Genomic DNA, 20,737 nt, shown 5'->3' on the forward strand with positions numbered 1-20,737 from the left:
TAATCTCAATAAATACAATTGCCTAAAGCTATACGTCTGCGTGGCGTTATCCGTGTGCTGAAAAGGAAAGGATTGATGAATTTTCGCACTTCAACTCTTTTGGGAGCCGCTACAGTCGTTTTTGCGCTGGCATCCCTGCCATCTTCACCTGCTGCAGCGGTGGGGTCGTTGAAACTTACCGGACCTGAGGGAGAAACCCGGGTCGAAGTCGCCCAGTATGGGCCGACAACCACATCTGATACCTTCTGGAGCATTGCCCAGAAGACCCGTCCCGATAACAGTGTCACTGTTTATCAAATGATGGCGGCTATCTTTGAAGCCAACCCTCACGCCTTTGCCTCTGATAATTACAATAGCCTTGAAAAAGGCATGATTCTGGCTATCCCTTCCAAAGAGGTTATCAAAGCGATTCCCTCGTCTTTGGCGAAATCCAGGGCTGAACAGGATGATAAAAGCTGGCAAGCCATGTTACGTCAGGAAGCCGCCAAGCCAACACCTCAGCAAGTGGTAGAAGCGGAAAATGCGGTCGACTTGAAGGAAGCCAGGCAGGAACTTGATCAGATCAATGAATCTCTGACTCAGGCACAATCCAAAAACCTCAACCTGACAGATGAGTTGGGACGGGCATTGGATCAACTGGTGGTTGTCAAGAATGATAATGACAACCTCAAGGCCAAAATACAGGACCTGAGCGACAGAGTTGCGACGCTGGAGCAGGAGTTGATCACCTCCAGAGAGCAAAATCAAGGACTGAGGCAAAAAGTTGAACAGCTTGAGTGGGAAGCCAGTCAGGCAGCGCTTCCCAAAGAGGAGCAAGCCTTCATTACCTCTCCTTTGGGTCTGGGACTCATCAGCGTGGGCGTAACCTTACTGCTGTTGATCGGCCTTTGGATTGTACTTAAACGCAAGTCCAGTCAAGCCGCTCAGGCTGGTGCTACAACGGCCGCAGTGGCGGCTGGAGCGGTCGCTGCAACGGCCGCAGCTGATGGCCTTAAAGACGATGTTGACGACTTGGCTGTGCATCTGGATGAGCCAGACGACTCCATTGATAGTCTGCTGGATGCCGGTAATGTAGACCTTGAGCCAGAAACCGATCTCAGTGGCGACGGTGAACCTGATATGTATGTCGCCGAAGAGGATGAGCCGGAGCCTGCCCCTGAACCTGATGAGAGTCAATCTCTGGATGACCTGTGGGCAGAAGCCATGGGTGAGCAGGAAGAAGGTGAAGCCCAGCGTGATGATGACGATGTCGATATCGATAATATCGAATCAGCTTCAGAACCTGAGGGTGAGCTTGAGCCCGACGATGATTTGGCCCCCGCCTCTGATGATGTGGCGGCAGAGGGGGATGATGTTGACTCCCTGATTGCAGATCTGGAATCCGATCTTGAGCCTGATATTGCCCCGTCAGATGATTTGATGGCGGTAGAGAGTGCCGGGGAGCCGTCCGAGTCCGAGATGACAGACTTGCCGACGCAAGAGGGCACTGATGAGGATGATGTTGATGCCCTGTTGGCTGGTTTGGATGTTGACCTCCCGCCAGAGCAAGAAGCCGCTTCTGAAATCGAACCGGCTGCAGAAGACAGTGCTCAGGATGCCCTGGACGCAGAGCTGGATGCGGCCATGGCGGATATGCCTGATGTTGACCTGCCGGAAGAGGAAGCCGACGTAGATGCGCTGCTTGCCGGTCTGGATGCAGAGCCTCAGCCGGAATCTCAGCCGGAGCCACAAGCTGAAGACCAAACAGAATTCGAAGCCGAAGCTGAACCTGCCGCCGAGACAGATGAGACTCATGATGCTCTTGACGCGGAGCTGGATGCAGCCATGGCAGAGATGCCTGATGTGGATCTGCCGGAAGAGGAAGCCGACGTGGATGCGCTGCTTGCCGGTCTGGATGCAGAGCCTCGGCCGGAACCTCAGCCAGAGCCACAAGCTGAAGACCAAACAGAATTCGAAGCCGAAGCTGAACCTGCCGCCGAGGCAGATGAAACCCAGGATGCCCTGGACGCCGAGCTGGATGCGGCCATGGCCGATATGCCGGATGTGGACCTGCCTGAAGAGGAAGCCGATGTAGATGCGCTGTTGGCTGGTCTGGAGGCAGAGCCTCAGGCAGAACCGGAGATGGAGCCTGAATCAGGCCAGGAGCCTGTGAGTGATGCTGCCCAGCACGAGCTGCATTCTGAGCTGGATGATGCCCTGGCTGATATCGAAGGTCTGGACGCTGGTGATGCAGACCCCGAAGCACTGCTTGCGGGTTTACAGTCTGATGCTGATGTTGAGGCCGTAGATATTGATGCTGAAGTTGATGAAACTGAAGTTAATCAAGCTGAAGGTACAGATGCGCTGCATTCGGAGCTGGATGATGCCCTGGCTGATATCGAAGGTCTGGATACTGATGATGCCGACCCTGAAGCCCTGCTTGCGGGTTTACAGTCTGATACTGATGCTGAAGTTAATCAAGCTGAAGGTATAGATGAGCTGCACTCGGAGCTGGATGACGCTCTGGCAGATATAGAAGGTCTGGATGCTGAAGAAGCCGACCCGGAAGCCCTGCTTGCAGGTTTACAGTCTGATGAAGATGTTGAGGTATCAACCCCTGAAGCAGCGCCTGTAGCAATTGATGAGTCGAATTCCAAACTTGATGAAGAACTCGATTCTGCTCTGGCTGATATTGGCGGGCTGAATACTGAAGATGCCGACCCGGAAGCTTTATTGGCAGGTCTGCAGTCCGACTCTGAAGATGAGGTTGAACCTCAAGAGGCGGTAGCTGAGGATGCTGGCAGCAACCTGGACATGGACACCCCTGAAACCGATATTCAGCAAGCAGACTCTCAGGAAACAGACCTTCAGGAAGCAGAGGCCCAAGCCGAAGAGACTCAATCCGAAGAGACTCAATCCGAAGAGACTCAATCCGAAGAGACTGTGGACACGCCAGAAGCTGCACCTGAAGTAATTGATGAACAGGACTCCGAACTTCATCAAGAACTCGATTCTGCTCTGGCTGATATTGACGGGCTGAACACTGAAGATGCTGACCCGGAAGCTTTATTGGCTGGTCTGCAGTCCGATTCTGAAGATGAGGTTGAAGAGCACGCTCAAGCTCAGGTAGTTGAAGATGCGGGCATTGATCTGGATAGTCTGGAAGCTGATATTCAGCAAGCAGACATTCAGGAAACAGACCTTCAGGAAGCAGAGACTGAAGCCGAAGAGACTGTGGACACGCCAGATGCAGCGGTTGAAACAATTGAAGAGCAGGACTCCGAGCTTGATGAAGAGCTCGATTCTGCTCTGGCTGATATTGACGGGCTGAATACTGAAGATGCCGATCCGGAAGCCTTGCTGGCTGGTTTGCAGTCTGGAGCAGACGCTGAAACCTTTGTTCCGGATACAGAAGAAGCTGACCTGGATAGCCTGGAAGCTGACATTCAGGAATCAGAAGGTCGAGAATCTGAAGATCTGGAATTGGCCACTGCCGAAGAGGTCAGTGAGTCTGAGTCGGTAGCAGAGGCAGATGATCCCCTTGCCGAGTTGGCCTCTTTGGAGAGTCGCGACAGTACGGCTGATTTTGGTGCAGAAGAGTTCGGCTCTGAACTGGGTGACGGGCTGGACGATGACTTCCTGACAGATCTGGACTCATCTGAGGGAACCACTTTCTCAGCAGATGATCTGGATTCTCTTGATGAGAATGGTCAGCCAATACAAAGAGGGGTTAATCCATCAGTTGTTCCTGATATGAATCAGGGTGAACTGACCAATATGACGGCGTTGGAGCGCAGCGAAAAGGCGATGGATGAAGCCATGAGCCGCAGTGAACTGCGCGCCAAACACAGGGAAGAAGCATTGGCCCGTGCGCGTCAGGCAGAAGCTGAAGAAGCGGATGTTTCACCTGATGAACTGGCAGAGATGGCGTCTATGGCACCCAGCCAGGCCGCGGCTTCTCAAGCATCGCCCGATCCTTTTGGTGCGGATCTGTCGCTGGACGCGCATGATACAGACATGTCTTTGTCTGATGAGGAGCTGCTGGCGGCATTTGCCGAAAACGAGGAGTTCTCCGGTGAGTCGGCTGACTCGATCGGGGATGTTGCTGACATTGAGGTGGATGAGCAGGCGCTCGAAAGCACCAACAATATGACGGTGGAGCAGGCGCTGGCGGCACTGGATGCCAAAGAGCAGGAGCAGGCGACACAACAAAGACCCAGAACGGCCCATTTTGATGAGGCGGACCTGGCCAACTTCCAAAAGGAAAATGGGTTTATCGATATAGACCGTCTGCTTAATGAAGCCGATGAAAGTGATGAAGTCGATAACTACCAGGGCCCGGCGGAAGTTGCCATGGAGGATTACCGCAAGGTGGTCGGTGATAACACTATGGTTGATGTGGATGACGAAGAAAACTCGGTTAACGCCAAGTTGGATCTGGCCCGGGCATATATCGAAATTGATGATAACGACAGTGCCAGAGCACTGCTGCAGGAGGTCACCCTGGATGGTAATGACAGGCAGCAGGATGAAGCAAAACGTTTGTTGGAAAAGATAGGCTGATAGCCAGTGCAAAAGCGGCGCTCCATGCGCCGCTTTTTTGTGCCTTGGGTTCGCTGTTTTCCGCTTCCAATATGATAGACTTTGCGGCATTTTTTGAAGACTGTATATGGGACGGAGGCGCAGTGTTGCCCGTCCCACTCCCGGAGAGATTATGCGTATTGCCCTTGGGGTTGAGTACGATGGCAGTGGCTTTTATGGTTGGCAGCGTCAGCAGGAAGTCGATTCTGTGCAGGCACAACTGGAAAAAGCGCTGTCGATAGTAGCCAATGAGCCGATTGAACTTCAATGTGCCGGTCGTACCGATGCAGGCGTGCATGCCACAGGTCAGGTGGTGCACTTTGATACCAATGCGATCCGTAAAGAGGGCGCCTGGACCATGGGGGTCAACGCCAATCTGCCGGACGGCATTGCTGTACGTTGGGCTAAGCAGGTCGATGATGAGTTTCATGCTCGCTTCTCTGCCACAGCCCGTCGTTATCGTTACATCATCTACAATCATAACTTCCGTCCGGGGATTCACCGTCACGGTGTCAGCCATTACCACGGCATTATCGATGAAAAACGCATGAATATGGCGGCCCAGGCACTGATTGGCGAGCAGGACTTTACCAGTTTCCGGGCGATTCAGTGTCAGTCAAAAACGCCGTTTCGTAATGTCCACAAGGTCACTGTAACCCGCCAGGGTATGTATATCATTGTCGATATTCAGGCCAATGCCTTCCTGCATCATATGGTGCGTAATATTGTCGGCTCCCTGCTGGAGATCGGCCTGGGTAACCAGCCGCTGGACTGGATGCGCACGCTGCTGGACATGAAAGACAGAAGCAAGGCTGCGGCCACTGCCAAGCCACATGGTTTGTATCTGGTGGATGTTACTTACCCGCAGGAATTTGAATTGCCAAAGCTGGCGATGGGTCCACTGTTTTTACCCGACTAGGATATCAGGATGATTCAAGTACCAACACAGTCAGACAGTTTGAATACCTGGCTGGAGTATCTGCTTGCCAGGCATTCCAGTGAGCTGGCGTCGATGGATTTGGGGCTGGAGCGGGTAGGTCAGGTTGCCGCGTCTATGGGATTACTGGATCTGGCACCGACCAAAGTGATCACCGTTGGCGGTACCAATGGCAAGGGCACCAGTTGCGCCATGCTGGAAAGCATACTGCGCGATGCGGGTATGTCAGTGGGTGTATACAGTTCCCCCCATCTGGTTCACTTCAATGAAAGGGTACGGATTAACGGCATTGATGCGCCGGATGCCGACATTATCGGTGCATTTGCGGCGATTGAACAGGCAAGGGGCGACATCTCCCTGAGCTACTTCGAATTTGCAACCCTGACCGGCCTGTACCTGTTCAAGCAGGCCAAACTGGATGTGGCAATTCTGGAAGTAGGCCTGGGTGGACGTCTCGACGCCACCAATATTATCGATGCCGATGTGGCCGTGGTGACGGCGGTGGATCTGGACCATCAGGAGTTTTTGGGGAATACCCGGGAGTCTGTTGGGTTTGAGAAGGCCGGGATCTTCAAGTCTGGCAAACAGGCTATTACCGGTGAGCCTGACTTACCGGTAACGGTGATGCAAGTTGCTGAGAAAGTCGGCGCGCCGCTGCACAGAGTCGGCAAAGAGTTCAATTACAAGACTGTAGTGTCTGAAGGTGAACAGCTGGAACGCTGGCAGTTCGAAGGGCAGAGCTGGCAGCTCGATAATCTGCCAATGCCCAATCTGCCATTGCCCAATGCTGCCACTGTGCTTGCGACGCTTGAGATGCTTCTGCCTGAATTGCCCCAAAGCTCCATTGAACGTGGTTTGATTAATGCCAGATTGACAGGCCGGTTCGAGAAAATATCAGACAAGCCACTGACCATTCTGGATGTTGCCCATAACCCCCATGCTGCCCGCTATCTGGCGTCGCGGCTTGAGCAGTATCAGGGAATACGCGTTCTGGCTCTGTGCGGCATGCTTAAAGATAAGGATATCGCCGGTGTGCTGGAGGTGATGTCGCCTGTGGTGGATGAGTGGTTCCTGACTGAGCTGGATACGGAGCGCAGTGCTGAGCTGAGTACGCTTACCCAATGTTTGCCCAAAGAGGCACAGTATCAGGCGTTCACTCAGGCAGACGCTGCGTGGCAGGCGTTAACCTCAGGGGTATCTGAGGATGATGTGGTAATTGTGTTTGGCTCCTTTTACACTGTATCTGCAGTTAAATCATTCATTGATGGGGAATAAGTTTGTCGAGTCAGTTTCATAACCGTTTGGTTGGGACCATAGTGGTAGTGGCCCTGGGCGTCATTTTCCTGCCTGATATTTTGGATGGTAAGAAGGAGCGGGTTCAGGAAGAATTTGCAGAGATCCCGCTGCGGCCGCAATCTGCCGGTGATAAAGCGCCGGAAGCCTTCGAAGTGCTGGAAGTGGCTGATACCATGACTTTGGGTAACAGTGACAGTGCCACACCTGAGCAACCAAAGGAGCTGGAGCAAGAGGAGAACGGCGGCTGGGTGCTTAAGGAGACTGAACAGGCGCAAAAGCCAGCCACTCAGCCTGAGGCGAAACCCAAAGCCAAACAGGAGACTACTGCCAGGGCCGATAAGCCAGCAGCGAAATCCCCGGGCTGGACCCTGCAACTGGGTAGCTTCCGCGATGCGGGCAATGTTCAGGGGCTGGTTGAACAGCTTAGAGAAGCCGGTTTCCGGGCCTACACTCTGCCTGCCAAACCCGTTCATGGCAGCCTGACCAAGGTGTTTGTCGGACCGGATGTCTCCAAAGCCAAGGTTGAGAAGCTGCTTGGTGAAGTGGAAAAGCTGACCAAGCTTAAGGGCAGGGTAGTGCCATTCAACCCGCTGGAGTCCTGAGTCAGCCAATCTAAAGCTTGATATGAAGGTCGCCCGGGGCGGCCTTTTTTATGCTCCTTTGCCAACAGTTGTCAGCCTGATTGCGCAGCAACCGCTGGTGCAATTTCCTGCTTGTCATTGAATTTTAATCATTCCTCTGTATTCTTAATCCGTTTTTTACAGGGAAGAAAATAAGATGAAACAACTGATATGGTTGTTGTTGGTAATCGGATTCGGTGCCGCGGCAGCAGAACAAAACACAGACAAGACCACAGAACACACGCTGGTGATGATTTCGCTGGATGGTTTTCGCTGGGACTATATTGAGAAACACCAGGCGCAACAGCTGGCAAAGCTGGCCAAAGCCGGTGTGCGAGCCGAGCGGCTGACACCTGTCTATCCAACCAAAACCTTTCCCAACCATATCTCCATTATTACCGGCCTGTTGCCGGTCAATCACGGCATAGTGGAGAACCGCTTTTGCGATAAAGCGCGGGATGAGTGCTACCGGCTTGGAAAAGGCAAGGATGACAGCACCTGGCTTAAAGGGATGCCGCTGTGGAATCTTGCCAGTTTACAGGGAATTAAGTCTGCGACTTATTTCTGGCCCGAGTCGGATGCCAGATTCAACGGTATGACCCCAGACTACTTTTACCACTACTCTCAGCAGAGTGATTATCAGGATAGGCTGGATCAGATGATCCAGTGGTTGACTCTGCCGGAAAGCGAGCGCCCCCGCTTTATCGCTGGATACTTTTCTCTGGTAGACAGCATGGGGCACGACCATGGGCCTGACAGTACCCAGGTATATGACGCTGTGCAGAAGATGGATGCCATGATGGGCGACTTTTACCAACAGCTGCAGGCGTTGCCTCAGCCGGTGAGTCTGCTGCTAGTGTCAGACCATGGCATGGCTGCTATCAACCCCAAAAAGAGTATTCAGGTCAGTCAGCTGCCCATCTCTGACGAGTGGAAGGTACAGTTCTCCGGGCCACACTTGATGCTGTATGCCAAAAAGGGTGTCGACGCAGATAAAGCAGAGCAGATAGCCAAATTGAAAGCGGCTGCCGGTGGTCGTTTCCAGTATGTATCTGAAGAAACCATGAAGGCCCGCAAGTTCTTCGGTAGCCCAAGAGTCCCGGACATTATGTTTGAAACTCGGGCTCCGGCGACCTTTACCCTGGATAAGCCTGCCACCTATTTCGGTGATCACGGTTATCCCCACTTTGATGATATGGACGCAACTTTGATTGGCGTAGGTCCTGCCTTCAAGCAGGGGCTGATGCTGGAACGTGTATCCAATCTGGATATTTACCCGGTCGCTGCCGAAATACTCGGGCTGGAACTCCTGGTCCCTGTGGATGGCGATGGCAGTTCATTAAGGCCTGCGCTGGCTGAGTAGAGTCGCGTTTGATAAACATAAAGGGCTCCCGATGGAGCCCTTTATGATCAAAGCGAAAGTACTAGTCTTCCCATGGAACTGTGGTGATCACTATCTTGCCACTGAGGGTTTTGTGGACCGGGCAGAGATCGGCAATTTCCAATAATCGCTGGCGCTGCTCAGGGGTCAGATCCCCGGTCACCTTCACCTTACGGGCCAGTACTTCTACTTTGGCATGTTGGTCGTCACAGTGCTGACAATCTTCCCCATGCTGGCGCGAGTGCTCAAGCAGTACCTGCACATCCTGCAAATCCAGCCCTTTGCGATTGGCATACATACGCACTGTCATTGAGGTACAGGCCCCCAGTGCTGCCAGCAGATGTTCATAGGGGTCAGGCCCAAGTTCGTCTCCTCCCACCCCGGCAGGTTCGTCTGCGATCCACTGGTGCTTATCACATACCAGAGTACGGGTGAACTTGTGGTTGTACTCATAGACGGCCACTTCACCCGACGCGGTTTTGGGGTATTGCTTACTGCCCTGTGCTGAATCCGGTAAATAGCGGGCAGCCCAGGCAGCAATCACTTCAGCCACATAGATAGCGTCGTTTTTGTTGGTCAGCAGGTGGTCAGCACTGTCCAGAGTGACAAAACTCTTGGGGTGTTTGGCACGGGTATAGATCTTCTCCGCCTGAGCAATGGACACCACATTGTCCACCGGGGAGTGCATTACCAGCAGTGCGGCTTTCAGTTGTTCAATATCCCGGTTGTCCTGACGTATGTCTTCCAAAAACTGCTTCTTGATGGTGAAAGGACGGCCTGCCAGTGACACATTGGCTTCGCCTTCCTTCTCGATACGTTCAAGGTCGCAGGCAAACTGCTTACTGACATGGTCAGGATCGGCAGGTGCCCCCAGCGTTGCTACGGCCTGGACTTCGCTAATACGAGCGGCAGCTGACAGTACGGCGCGTCCTCCCAGACTATGGCCAACCAATAATGCCGGCGCTTGATATTCACTGCGCATAAAGTCTGCAGCGGCAACCAGATCATCTACGTTGGAGGAAAAGTTACTGTTGGCAAAGTCTCCTTCACTGCCTCCCAGCCCGGTAAAGTCAAATCTGAATACTGCGAACCCTTTTTCAACCAAGGCTCTGGAGATACGACTGGCAGCTACCGAACTTTTGCCACAGGTAAAGCAATGAGCGAACAGCGCATAGCCTTTAGGCTCTGTATCCGGCGTTTCCAAACTGCCTGCCAGCATAAGTGAGCCACTGGGAAATTTAACCTGTAGAGCCATAGAACCTCCTGATGCTCATCCGCAGTGCTGTTGCGTGGTCTTTTGTGTTTATTCTGGTTAAAGCAACTGCGAATGATTGTGTTTGTGGGTTTGTTGAGCGTTAATAATAGATTCCACGATAGCTTGTCCCATATTTTCGAGCGAGACAACCCGGGTGGCGGCACCCAGTTCACTTGCGGCTCTGGCCATACCATAAACCACGCTGGACTGCTCATTCTGGATAAGGGTGATAGCGCCCATTTGCTTGAGCTCCAGCAGTCCCTGAGCACCATCCTGACCCATGCCTGTCAGCAGAGCAGCGACCAGGCGTTTCCCTTCGAGTTTGAGGGCGGATTTGAGCATGGTGTCGACCGACGGGCGAAAGCCGTTGACTGGGGGCGAGTCTCTTAACCTGAGCATGATTTGCTGACCATGTGGGGTGACCGTCAGGTGCCTGTCTCCCGGTGCCAGATATACGGTGGAGGATTTGGCCAGCATGCCATCTTCAGCGCGGCACACCTTGAGGTTTCCGATCTTGTCCAGCGCGGCTACCAGTGAATCTGTATAACCTTCGGGTAAATGTTGCACTATGCATACCGGGGGCATGATGGCGGGCAGATGTTTAATCACGCTGTCCAACGCGTCTATTCCGCCGGTAGAGCTACCAATCATCACCAGCGACTCCTGACAATGGCTGTGGCTCAATGCCTGTTCTTCTGCCCCAAGTGCACAGGATAGTGTTCGTGTATGTGTGGCCGCCTTCAGCACTTTGGGCAGATTCTGCCTGTTGGCGATGAATAGCAGGCTGCCGAACTGATTGATAACCTGGTCCAGAGTAAATGAAGAGGGACAGGTGTCATGGTTCTGCAGCAGCACAACCGGGGCGGTATACTGACGCCCCTCAACCCGGTTGCCTGCGGATATCAACCAGGATTCATCGATAACCAACACCTGGTCGTGCAGACCTTCTGCAGTGCTGCTCAGTGCCATTCTGGTATTGATGCCTGCGCCTATCAGGGGTTGCTGTAATTTGTCGAATAAAGGCTCATTGTTGGAGAGAAATATTGCCTGGTGATGCTCAGCACCACCCGCACTCTTGCGTTTATGGGTTTGTCTGCAAAGTACTTCACCTGTGCCGGGAAAAAAGCGGATCTGCCTGCCGGTATCGCCGCCTATAGAGGTACCAGAGATGGGGATCCCATATTCAGCCAATGCCCTGAAGGCGATGGCAATATTGCGAACACCTATTTGACGGCAGATATCTATGCTGCTGGTATTCAGGTTGCCGCCGCCGATGATCCAGGCCTCAAGGTGTTGTCTGGATGCCCCCAGGTGTTTCAGTTTTTGCAGTAACGCCAATATCGCTTTGTCGCCGTAGTCATACCCCTGACTGTCATCTGTTATCGATTGATTGGCGGTGGACAAGCGGTAGTGACACATGCCGCCGAAACCTTGTTGTGTGTCACGTATGCAGACGCTGACACAGGTGCCGACCACGGCCTGCAGGCAGATATCCTGGCTGGGGCTGACCACACACTCCCCTGAATTGACCGAGAACTCCATGTGAAGGGCTCAGCCTAACGGTTTTTGATAGACAGAAGGGGCGACCTGAACAAGTTCAGTATCGAGATGATGCAGGGTTTCAGTCAAACCGACAAAGAGCAAGCCCCCAGGCAACAGGTGCCTTTCCAGCTTGCTGATGACCTGACGTATGTTTCCCATTGGGAAGTAAAACAAAACGTTACGCAGGAAAATGTAATTAAAGGTGATCCCGGGAGAAGCGTCGAAGGCAACCAGGTTGTGCTGACGAAACTTAATGTGCCTTTTTAGCTCTGTAGCGATGGCGAAGTGGGCCGGATCCGGGCTGGTGGGGGAGAGATACTTGAGCTGCATCAGATGGGGGATCTCCTCCAGCTTATCTATCTCATAGATAGCTTCTGTACTCATGGCCAGCCGCTGAGTGTCGATATCGGTTCCGAGGACCTTGTAGGTAAACTCAGGGTGAGTTCGGGAAAACTCCTCACACACCATGGCCAGGGTGTACACCTCTTCACCACTGGAGCAGGCTGCAGACCAGAAGTAAGTATCCTTAGCAGCAGGGCTAGACTCCAGATGTTGAAGTAGATAGTCAAAATGAAATGATTCACGGAAGAAGGCGGTGGTATTGGTGGTCAGAGCATTGATGAACTCAGTTAACTCTGTGTGTTCCCTGTCATGCAGGAGTATTGCGAGGTATTCAGAGAAACTGTTTAACTCCAGGGCTCTGATACGCTTGTTAAGCCGGACTTCAAGCAGCGAACGTTTTTCTGGTGGGATCTCGATTCCTGCCTGCTCCAGGATCAGCTTACTGAAAACCTTAAACTCATTGTCTGAGACGTTACTGGACTGCCAGTCATTAAGGCTCTGGCAGGCGGTTTGTGGGTCGATGGCAGCATTGGATGACATCAGCTTTGCCATTACAGCCTGTCCCAGGCCTGTTTATTGTCGCTGTCCTGGCTTACCGGAACAATAATAGGTGCTGCCACATCTTCGCGTGGACGCGAAGCAGGAGCCTGCCAGTGACTGTCCATTGGTACTGGCTCGAGGGCGCTGCGTAACGCAGAGTCCGGAGTGGAGTCTCTGTCACTGTTTCTCAGGAAGCTATTGAGCCGCAGTACCAGACGATTGAGTTCTTCAGACTGACGCCTGAGATCTGTGCTGGATGCTGCTGCCTGATCTGAGATAGAAGCCGCATGCTGAGTGGCTTTGTTGATTGACTCAACGGCATTGCTTATCTCCTGAATACCTCTGGCCTGTTCGTTGGATGCCTCAAAAATCTTATTGGCTCCGGTCACCACAGTTTGCGCCTGGCTCTTGGTCTCTTTAACGATTTGATTGCCTCTTTCCACCCGGACAGAGTTCTCTTTGGCGATTGCCTCGGCCTCGCTGACACTGTGCTTCACTATGGCGGCGATATCTGTGGCGGCTTTACCGCTCATCTGTGCCAGGTTACCCACCTCCTTGGCCACTACGCCGAAGCCGCGACCATGTTCACCGGCGCGCTCTGCTTCCACAGAGGCATTGAATGACAGAAGCTTGGTCTGGAATACTATTTCATCAATGATTTCTGTCTTGGTCCCTATCTCTCCAATAATCTTCACCAGCTCATTAATCTTTTCGTTGGACTCTGCAATTTGCTCCATAGCCAGTTGCAGTTCACCCATTTTCTCTCCGACCTGGCGCGATAGGTCTCGGGACTGCTCAGCTGACTGCACATTGATTTTTACCATGCCGGAAATCTCTTCAGTACTGGCAGAGGTCTCCTCCACTGAGCTGGCTTGACGGTTGGAGATCTGCGACAGGTTCATACTGGCATTTTCTATATTGGACGCTACGGTGCCCACACCAGCGGCACCGGACTTGAGTTGGGTCACGACCTCTTTAAAGGTTCGGCTTAACTCTTTTAATTCACTACTGCTGAATTTTGACAAGCCCTGGAAGATATTACGGAAAGGCTTGTGAATTGATGCGCTGATCAGAAAGGCGGCAGGAATTGAGATAAGGGCCGCTACCGACATACCTATAATAAGTATGTAATTGGTTTGCTCTGAGCTTGTGTAGGCATTCTGTTGACGTTGTTTAAGCAGAATATTTTCATTTTCGATAAAGGTACGTATCTGTGAGCTGAACTTATCGAAATACAATTTTTCACTATCGCTGCCGATTAAGTCAGCCATATCATCCATGGTCTTAGCGTCGCCAATCTCCCGTCTCAGGGTGATTTGAGGTTCGGCCACCAGGGTATTCCAGTCGCTCAACACCCGGGCTATATCGGTTAGGAGTTGTACCTGGGCCGGATTATCACTGACCTTGAGTTTGAGTAGAGAGATGAGAGAGACAGATTCCTGTACTCCTCCATTGTAGGGCTCCAAAAACTCCTCCCTGCCAGCCAACAGATAGCCGCGCATGCCGGTTTCCATATCTATGGCGGCAACCTGGATTTTCTGTGCTTCGGCAATCACCTGATAAGTATGTTCAACCCATTCGATGGCTGCGTTGACCTCCTCTGGAGTAGAAGCATTGATAAAGTCAGCTTTGCGTCTTCTGAGCAGTATTTGCTCCTGATTGATAAAGTTGGCGAGCATGCCGCGGAAACGATCAAAGTAGGTTTTACCTTTAGCTTCTGCCACCAGACGGGCCATATCATTCATGGTTTTGGCATCACCTATCTCCCTGCGAAGCGCTACTGCTTCAGCATTGATATACTCCTCCCAGCTGTTCATGGTGGCGTCCATCTCTTGCATCAGGGCAACCTGCGAGGGGTTGTCGTCCACAGTTTGTAAAAGTTCTGCAACCAGGCGTTTGAAATGCTGGCGACCTTTTTCATAGGGAACCAGATACTGCTCTGTTCCGGCCAGCAGGTAGCCCCGGATACCTGTTTGCATCTCCAGCGCGGCGGTTTCCAGTTCCTGAGCCTTATTAATGACCTTGTAGGTGTGGTCAACCCAGGCACCGGTTTCATTCAATTTGCTGATACTGCTCAGGCTGAGCAGGCTGAGCAATATCAGAAACCCGAGGCTGACTGCACTGCCCATTAAGATCTTTGCCCGCAATGATAGGTTATCGAACATGAGCTGCCTCTGAGTTAACGGATTGGTGAGAGGGAGAGAGCTGTTGCAATTGTTGGGCGATCAGGCCCAGCTCCAACGGATTAAGCAGTTTCCTGCTGTTGAGCAACATGACCATCTCACCCGAGTGCTTGGTGGCGACACCCTGAATAAATTCACGCTCAGGATGTTTGGAGATATCCAGTTCCTGACGCATCTGTTGGCTGCCAAAACCCTGTACTTCAATGACATTGTCCACAATCACACCCAGTGTGAGCTTATTGACTTCAAAAATAATGATGCAGGTTTTTTGCTGTTGCCAAGGCTTGGAGGGGAGCCCCAGTTTGCGTCTGAGGTCGATAATGGAGATGACTTCACCTCTGAGGTTAAGGATGCCCTCAAAATAGTCCGGCAGCCTGGGGACATGAGTGACCGGCCCCATACTGATCACCTCTTTGACATCTGAAAGAGGAATGCCATATTCCACCTCGCCGACATTAAAAATCAGATGCTTATGACTATCTGAATGCAGTTGAAGATTCTGCTCCTGATTGTCACCGCCGAAAACGTGGTGGCTGGTTCTCCCGACTGACCTGTTCATTCAGCACCTTGTCCATTCTGATTTGTCTCGCCAGAGGCCTGTTCTGGCTCTATTTGAGGTATTCCGGTTACCTCTAATAACCTTAGGTCAGATAGAGGACATGTCAAAAATCAGAGGCTTGTATTAGTTGACGCCTTGATTGGCTCCTCAGCCTTTAAAACAGAGATAGAAATCAGGCGGAAGGAGATTTGTACTTTTTCCTGTCGCCGGGAATGTGACTCAGAATGAGATTTTCAATCTGTATGAAAGAATTTCATCCAGCCTGAGTGGCAAGCCTGTGTCACAATGGCGCACAGGCTGAAATGAAACGCTGCAAGCCATTAAAAAACAGCCAATGTGATAGACAACAATAGGTTAAGAGATAACAAGGGACGATATTCAGGTCATGCAATTTTCCAGATTTGGCGAGAAATTTAATCGTTACGCAGGGATCACTCAGTTGATGAATGATCTCAACGAAGGCCTACGTACCGAAGGCGCCATTATGCTGGGTGGAGGCAATCCGGCTGCAATTCCCGAGATGCTCGACTACTTTCATGGCGTCAGCACCGAGCTGCTGGCGGATGGTGCCTTGATTGATGCTATCGCCAACTACGATGGCCCTCAGGGTAAGAGTGCGTTTCTGAAGTCGTTGGCAGGGCTGCTCAGAGAAACCTATGGGTGGGATATCAGCGAGCGTAATATCAGCCTGACCAATGGTAGCCAAAGTGCCTTCTTCGCCCTGTTTAACCTGCTGGCAGGTGAGCAGACAGATGGCAGCTTCAAGAAAGTGCTGTTGCCTCTGGCCCCTGAGTATATTGGTTACAGTGATGCCGGGTTTGATGATGGCATCTTCGCCTCTTGCCGTCCGGAAATTGAGCTGCTTGATGATGGCCAGTTTAAATATCATGTGGATTTTGACCGTCTGCCGCTGGATGACAGCATTGCGGCGATTTGTGTCTCCCGTCCCACCAACCCAACGGGCAATGTGCTCACAGATGCTGAAGTGGCCAGGCTGGATGCGATCGCCCGTGAGCGGGGCATTCCGCTTATTCTGGATAACGCCTATGGCACGCCGTTCCCCAATATCATCTTTGAAGAGGTGACACCATTCTGGAACGACAACACTATTTTGTGTATGAGCCTGTCCAAGCTTGGCTTGCCCGGCGTGCGCTGTGGCATTGTGATTGCCAATGAAACCGTCACCCAGGCGATGACCAATATCAATGGTATTGTCAGCCTGGCTCCAGGCAGCATGGGGCCCGCCATCGCCAATCATATGATCAACACAGGTAAGCTGCTGGAGCTCAGTGAACAGGTGATTAAGCCTTTCTATCAGGCTCGGTCCCAATGGGCGCTTGAGGAGCTGCAGCGACAAATTACCGTACCCGGATTTAGGGTACACAAACCGGAAGGCGCTATCTTCCTCTGGCTCTGGTTTGAAGGCCTGCCTATCTCTACCAAAGAGCTGTATCAGCGTTTGAAAGCGCGCGGCGTGCTGGTGGTACCCGGTGAGTATTTCTTCTTCGGCATGCCTGCGGAGGACAACAACTGGCGTCACCGCCAGGAGTGTATTCGCATGAACTATGTGCAGGATGAAGCCAAGATGTTGGAAGGGATTGCCGTCATTGCTGAAGAAGTTGCCAGAGCGTATGCAGAGTAATCGCTCTGCGGACGATGTTGATTGATGGAGCTTTGCTCCATTAGCCTCATGGCTCATTAGCCAAACTTCGTTTGGCGAAACATCGAAGCCTTCCAGGCTTCGCCCGGGTCAGGGGCGTTGCTCGTCCAACGTCCCTAACAACCCCAAGGACGCCCCAACCGAAGTTGTTATCCATCGTAAAATGACTTCAATTACGCAAACGCCGTCGATTCGCCGAAGCCCATCCCTGTACTTCACTCCCCGCTCGGCTATCCTGCCTCGCGCTCGTAACCTCATCGCTTCGCGATACTCGCCCATGGCTCAGCGACGGCTACTCTGTCATCCATGACAGAGCTTGCTATTGAAGCCATTCCCTCCGGCAACTTCGGACGGGGAATGGTGTATCCCGTCAGCTTATTTATGCCCCAGAGTTAGTTTCACTATGCACGGCACGGTGTTTTTGAGTGGAAGTATTTAATAATGCTTAAATTCAGTGTCTTAGGGGGCCTTAATATTTAGATAATAGGCGACAAGCAGAGAATGCGCCGGCACGCTCTTGCTCAAAGTTAAATCTGGACTTCTATTACTAACTTGTTGAATAATTGGTAAAAATGGCGGGGCGGTTTTCACGAGTCTGAAGTGACAAACCAGCATGCACACTATACAAATACTATGTGTAATTAGGGAGAACTAATATGGTGGCAAGCAATGAATGGGAAACTCAATACTTAACTAAAGACGGTTGGGTAACGGGTGGCTATAAATTGGATCACGGTAAAAAGAAAGAAGATATACCGCCAGAGGGCGCTGTGCTTAGGGCCTATCGCAAAGTTACTGTAGGAAAATTAGGCGCACCGAGCTCAATGAATGTGGACGAGTCACAAAGTGAGCTAACTAAAGACCAAGACCTTATTAACACCCTACTTAATAAGTTTGGGCAACCACAATTCGGTGTTTAATCTCACACATAACAAGCGCATCAGGACTATCAACAGCTTGTGTTGTGGGTTTTAAATTAATAATAAGGGACATTTCGTGACCGAAGAAAAAGTAGTTAGGATTTGTTGGAATACCAACTCTTGGCGTTCACCTTCTGGGCCAGAAGGAAAATCTAAAAACAAAGACTCATACGAAGGGGCAGTTGGCTATGGTCATGAGGAATGGCTTTTTGATCTCGACAAGATAGTAGATGGCTACCACTATAGTTTTTTACAAGCAGCGAATGCAGGGCGAAATGTTCATAAGGACAGTGATTTAAAGGTATATCTATATTCAATTAATAGTGCAACAAAAACGAGGTGGTGGATTGGCTCAATTGATAACCTTCAGATTGTTCCTGAATTAGAGTCTGAGCGAATATATCAGATTTATAAAGAGCAAGGATGGCTCGATGAAATGATTGTTCAGGTTGGTCAAGTAGGTGCTTCTTCGGAAGACCTAAGAAAAACTGACCCTAAAATGCTTTTTACCGTCAAATTCAGGCCTAATGATTTAAGTTTAGAAGAACCTCCTAAGGAGTTCTCCGCGAGTGATGACTCCCTATCCGCTACTTATTATAATTTTCAACCATATTTAGGATTGCCTGACTTCTTAAGCCATACTTTTAACTTTGTGCCAGGTCATAATCCGGGGAAAAATGAAGGCTGGAGAACATATGAGGATAACGGTAAGAAGATAGATAACCTTCATAATAAAATCCAAAATGGAGCATACCTCCATCTTACTAAAATTTATGGTAATAGTAATGTTGGTACGGAGCTGCTAACAACTAATGGTACGAAAATCGATATCGTGGCTAGAGAGAGCGATAAGGGCCTGATATTTTATGAGATAAAAACATCATCCACTGTTTTAGCGTGCATTAGAGAGGCTTTTTCTCAGCTTCTTGAGTATTCATACTATCCTGATAGCAATCATGCAAAAAAGTTAGTGATCGTATCACCAAATAAGATTACTGAAGAGGCATCAGCTTATTTGAATAATATTAGAGAAAGATTTGGAATACCTGTCTATTATCAAGCTTTTGATATGAGTATTAATGAACTTGAGACAGAGCTACATTGAAAACTTAACAAGTCAAAGCACTCTGATAGCGTAAACGCAGCCGGTGTTTGAGACGTTATCCCCACTAGCCCAAAGTAACTAATGTCCCAAATTGAGTTGCACTGAAGTTGAAGATTGCACCTTATTCCCGTCCGAAGTTGCCGGACGACTGCATGGATGCAGGAGGTAGAACGAGGCAGGAGTGCCGAGCTGGATAGGAAGTACATGGATGTACTTCGTGGAATCGGTGCCGATTGCGTAATTGAAGTCATTCTACGATGGGTAACAACTTCGGTTGGGGCGGCAGGGGAGATCAAAAGGGCGAGTGGTTGCCGATAGCAAGCGAGTTTAGGAGCGCGAATCAAGGATGGTGAGCTGGCCGTTTTACATGGATGTATTTGCCCACGATTTCGACCAAGCGAAGCTTGGTACTAATCCAGCGGGGGCGAAGCTCCACGATATCGGCCAAACGAAGTTTGACTAATCCTCTGCGACGACAGATCGGAAACCGCAGCGCGATTGTGACAACCAAACATCCAATAAAAAAGGTGAAGCTCAGCTTCACCTTTTTTGCATCACACTAACTTAAATCAAGTGGCGATAGCTAAATCGTATCGTCAGACGATTACAGACGTTCCAGTACAGACTCGGTAAAGTCAGTAGTACCATGAGTACCACCCAAATCGCGGGTAGTGCGGTCGCCTTCTTCAATTACAGCGGATACGGCTTCGCGGATCTTGGCGGCTTTGTCTGCCATGCCCAGGTATTCCAGCATCTGGATAGAAGCCAGAATAACTGATGTTGGGTTAGCCAGGTTCTTACCTGCGATATCCGGGGCAGAGCCGTGTACGGCTTCGAAGATCGCGGCGTCTTTACCAATGTTGGCGCCCGGGGCCATGCCCAGACCACCTACCAGACCGGCGCAGAGATCAGACAGTATGTCACCAAACAGGTTGGTGGTAACAATCACGTCGAAGTTCTCAGGGTTCATCACCAGCTTCATACAGGTAGCGTCCACAATCATCTCTTCGGTCTGAATGTCCGGATAACGCTCACCCACTTCACGGGCGGTTTTCAGGAACAGGCCGGAAGTTGACTTCATGATGTTGGCCTTGTGCACTATGGTCACTTTCTTGCGACCTTCTTTGCGAGCCAGCTCATAAGCGAAGGTGGCAATCTGCTCGGCGCCCTGACGGGTCACAATGCTGGTGGCCTCGGCAGTGGTGCCGTCGTCAGAGACTTTCTGACCCAGACCGGAATACATACCTTCGGTGTTTTCACGCACTGTGATGATGTCGATATTCTCATATCGAGCCTGGGTGCCTTTGAATGACAGTACCGGACGTACGTTGGCATAAAGGCTGAACTTCTTGCGCAGGCTAACGTTGATGGAGGTAAAACCTTCACCTACGGGAGTCGTCAGTGGGCCTTTAAGGGTAATACGGTTCTTTTCAATCAAATCCAGGGTGCGCTGTGGCAGCAATTCACCATGCTTTTCGAGAGCTGTCAGGCCGGCGTCGGCAAATTCATATTCAAAATCACATCCGGCTTTATCGAGAATCTTCAGTGCAGAATCAATGATGCTTGGACCAATCCCATCACCTGGGATCACGGTAATCGTTCTTTTTGACATCTGGAATCCATCCATGTTGGTCGTTACTGCAGTAGTCACGCCTGTGTTTCTTTCACAGGTAACTTTCATGACATATGACCCGCTTATTTTACACGTTTTTTGTGATTTTTTCACATTAATGGTGATGAAAGTCACAGATGGGTGGCCGGGTAAACTTGCATAAATGCCGTTAAGTCGCGAATATTGGGCGCTAAACCTCCAAAAATCGACTTTAGTCTAGTGGTG

At 51.0% G+C, this 20,737-nt stretch carries 14 protein-coding genes; 8 read left to right on the forward strand and 6 right to left on the reverse strand.

What is annotated here, in order from left to right; translation table 11 throughout:
- Window positions 1–75: 75 nt before the first annotated feature.
- The 5 genes from L2725_RS16615 (at window position 76) to L2725_RS16635 (ending at window position 8,776) form a co-directional block, all read left to right on the forward strand.
- Entirely contained in the window at window positions 76–4,542 is a 4,467-nt protein-coding gene (locus L2725_RS16615; protein ID WP_249249963.1) for a FimV/HubP family polar landmark protein, read from the forward strand.
- Window positions 4,543–4,693: 151 nt separating this feature from the next.
- Window positions 4,694–5,479 (forward strand): tRNA pseudouridine(38-40) synthase TruA, encoded by a 786-nt coding sequence (gene truA, locus L2725_RS16620; protein WP_249250190.1) that lies wholly within the window; start codon window positions 4,694–4,696, stop codon window positions 5,477–5,479.
- Between the two features lie 9 nt (window positions 5,480–5,488).
- Window positions 5,489–6,772: a bifunctional tetrahydrofolate synthase/dihydrofolate synthase gene (gene folC / locus L2725_RS16625; protein WP_249249964.1), complete on the forward strand. Its 1,284-nt coding sequence runs from the start codon at window positions 5,489–5,491 to the stop codon at window positions 6,770–6,772.
- Between the two features lie 2 nt (window positions 6,773–6,774).
- Window positions 6,775–7,395 carry a cell division protein DedD gene (gene dedD / locus L2725_RS16630; protein WP_249249965.1) on the forward strand — a complete coding sequence of 207 codons (621 nt, stop codon included), beginning with the start codon at window positions 6,775–6,777 and terminating at the stop codon, window positions 7,393–7,395.
- Window positions 7,396–7,570: 175 nt separating this feature from the next.
- A complete protein-coding gene (locus L2725_RS16635; protein ID WP_249249966.1) occupies window positions 7,571–8,776 on the forward strand; it encodes an alkaline phosphatase family protein in 1,206 nt (401 codons plus the stop codon).
- 61 nt (window positions 8,777–8,837) lie between these two features.
- Here the strand turns inward: L2725_RS16635 and L2725_RS16640 are convergent, their stop codons facing one another.
- From L2725_RS16640 to L2725_RS16660, 5 genes are read right to left on the reverse strand one after another with little or no spacing between them, the layout of a single operon-like run.
- Window positions 8,838–10,049, reverse strand: coding sequence for a bifunctional alpha/beta hydrolase/OsmC family protein (locus L2725_RS16640; RefSeq protein ID WP_249249967.1), 1,212 nt, complete (start codon window positions 10,047–10,049; stop codon window positions 8,838–8,840).
- Window positions 10,050–10,106: 57 nt separating this feature from the next.
- Complete coding sequence (locus L2725_RS16645) at window positions 10,107–11,561, reverse strand: chemotaxis protein CheB (RefSeq protein ID WP_249249969.1); 1,455 nt, start codon at window positions 11,559–11,561, stop codon at window positions 10,107–10,109.
- 39 nt (window positions 11,562–11,600) lie between these two features.
- Window positions 11,601–12,485: a CheR family methyltransferase gene (locus tag L2725_RS16650; protein WP_249249971.1), complete on the reverse strand. Its 885-nt coding sequence runs from the start codon at window positions 12,483–12,485 to the stop codon at window positions 11,601–11,603.
- Window positions 12,485–14,638: a CHASE3 domain-containing protein gene (locus L2725_RS16655; protein WP_249249972.1), complete on the reverse strand. Its 2,154-nt coding sequence runs from the start codon at window positions 14,636–14,638 to the stop codon at window positions 12,485–12,487. The genes L2725_RS16650 and L2725_RS16655 overlap by 1 nt, the downstream gene beginning before the upstream one ends.
- Window positions 14,628–15,215, reverse strand: a complete 588-nt coding sequence (locus tag L2725_RS16660) for a chemotaxis protein CheW (RefSeq protein ID WP_249249973.1) — start codon at window positions 15,213–15,215, stop codon at window positions 14,628–14,630. The genes L2725_RS16655 and L2725_RS16660 overlap by 11 nt, the downstream gene beginning before the upstream one ends.
- Window positions 15,216–15,600: 385 nt before the next feature.
- On the opposite strand from L2725_RS16660, the gene L2725_RS16665 reads away from it, so the two are divergent.
- The 3 genes from L2725_RS16665 to L2725_RS16675 all read left to right on the forward strand — a co-directional run bounded on the left by L2725_RS16665 (window position 15,601) and on the right by L2725_RS16675 (window position 18,900).
- The gene (locus L2725_RS16665; RefSeq protein WP_249249974.1) at window positions 15,601–16,857 is read left to right on the forward strand and encodes a valine--pyruvate transaminase; all 1,257 of its coding nucleotides are present in this window, start codon (window positions 15,601–15,603) and stop codon (window positions 16,855–16,857) included.
- 674 nt (window positions 16,858–17,531) lie between these two features.
- Window positions 17,532–17,795 carry a hypothetical protein gene (locus L2725_RS16670; RefSeq protein ID WP_249249975.1) on the forward strand — a complete coding sequence of 88 codons (264 nt, stop codon included), beginning with the start codon at window positions 17,532–17,534 and terminating at the stop codon, window positions 17,793–17,795.
- A gap of 76 nt (window positions 17,796–17,871) precedes the next feature.
- Window positions 17,872–18,900, forward strand: a complete 1,029-nt coding sequence (locus L2725_RS16675; RefSeq protein WP_249249976.1) for a hypothetical protein — start codon at window positions 17,872–17,874, stop codon at window positions 18,898–18,900.
- A gap of 604 nt (window positions 18,901–19,504) precedes the next feature.
- Here the strand turns inward: L2725_RS16675 and L2725_RS16680 are convergent.
- Window positions 19,505–20,512, reverse strand: a complete 1,008-nt coding sequence (locus L2725_RS16680; RefSeq protein ID WP_115135503.1) for an isocitrate dehydrogenase — start codon at window positions 20,510–20,512, stop codon at window positions 19,505–19,507.
- Window positions 20,513–20,737 lie beyond the last annotated feature (225 nt).

The sequence above is a fragment of the Shewanella corallii genome, assembly GCF_023349125.1.
GTDB classification, from domain to species: domain Bacteria; phylum Pseudomonadota; class Gammaproteobacteria; order Enterobacterales; family Shewanellaceae; genus Shewanella; species Shewanella corallii.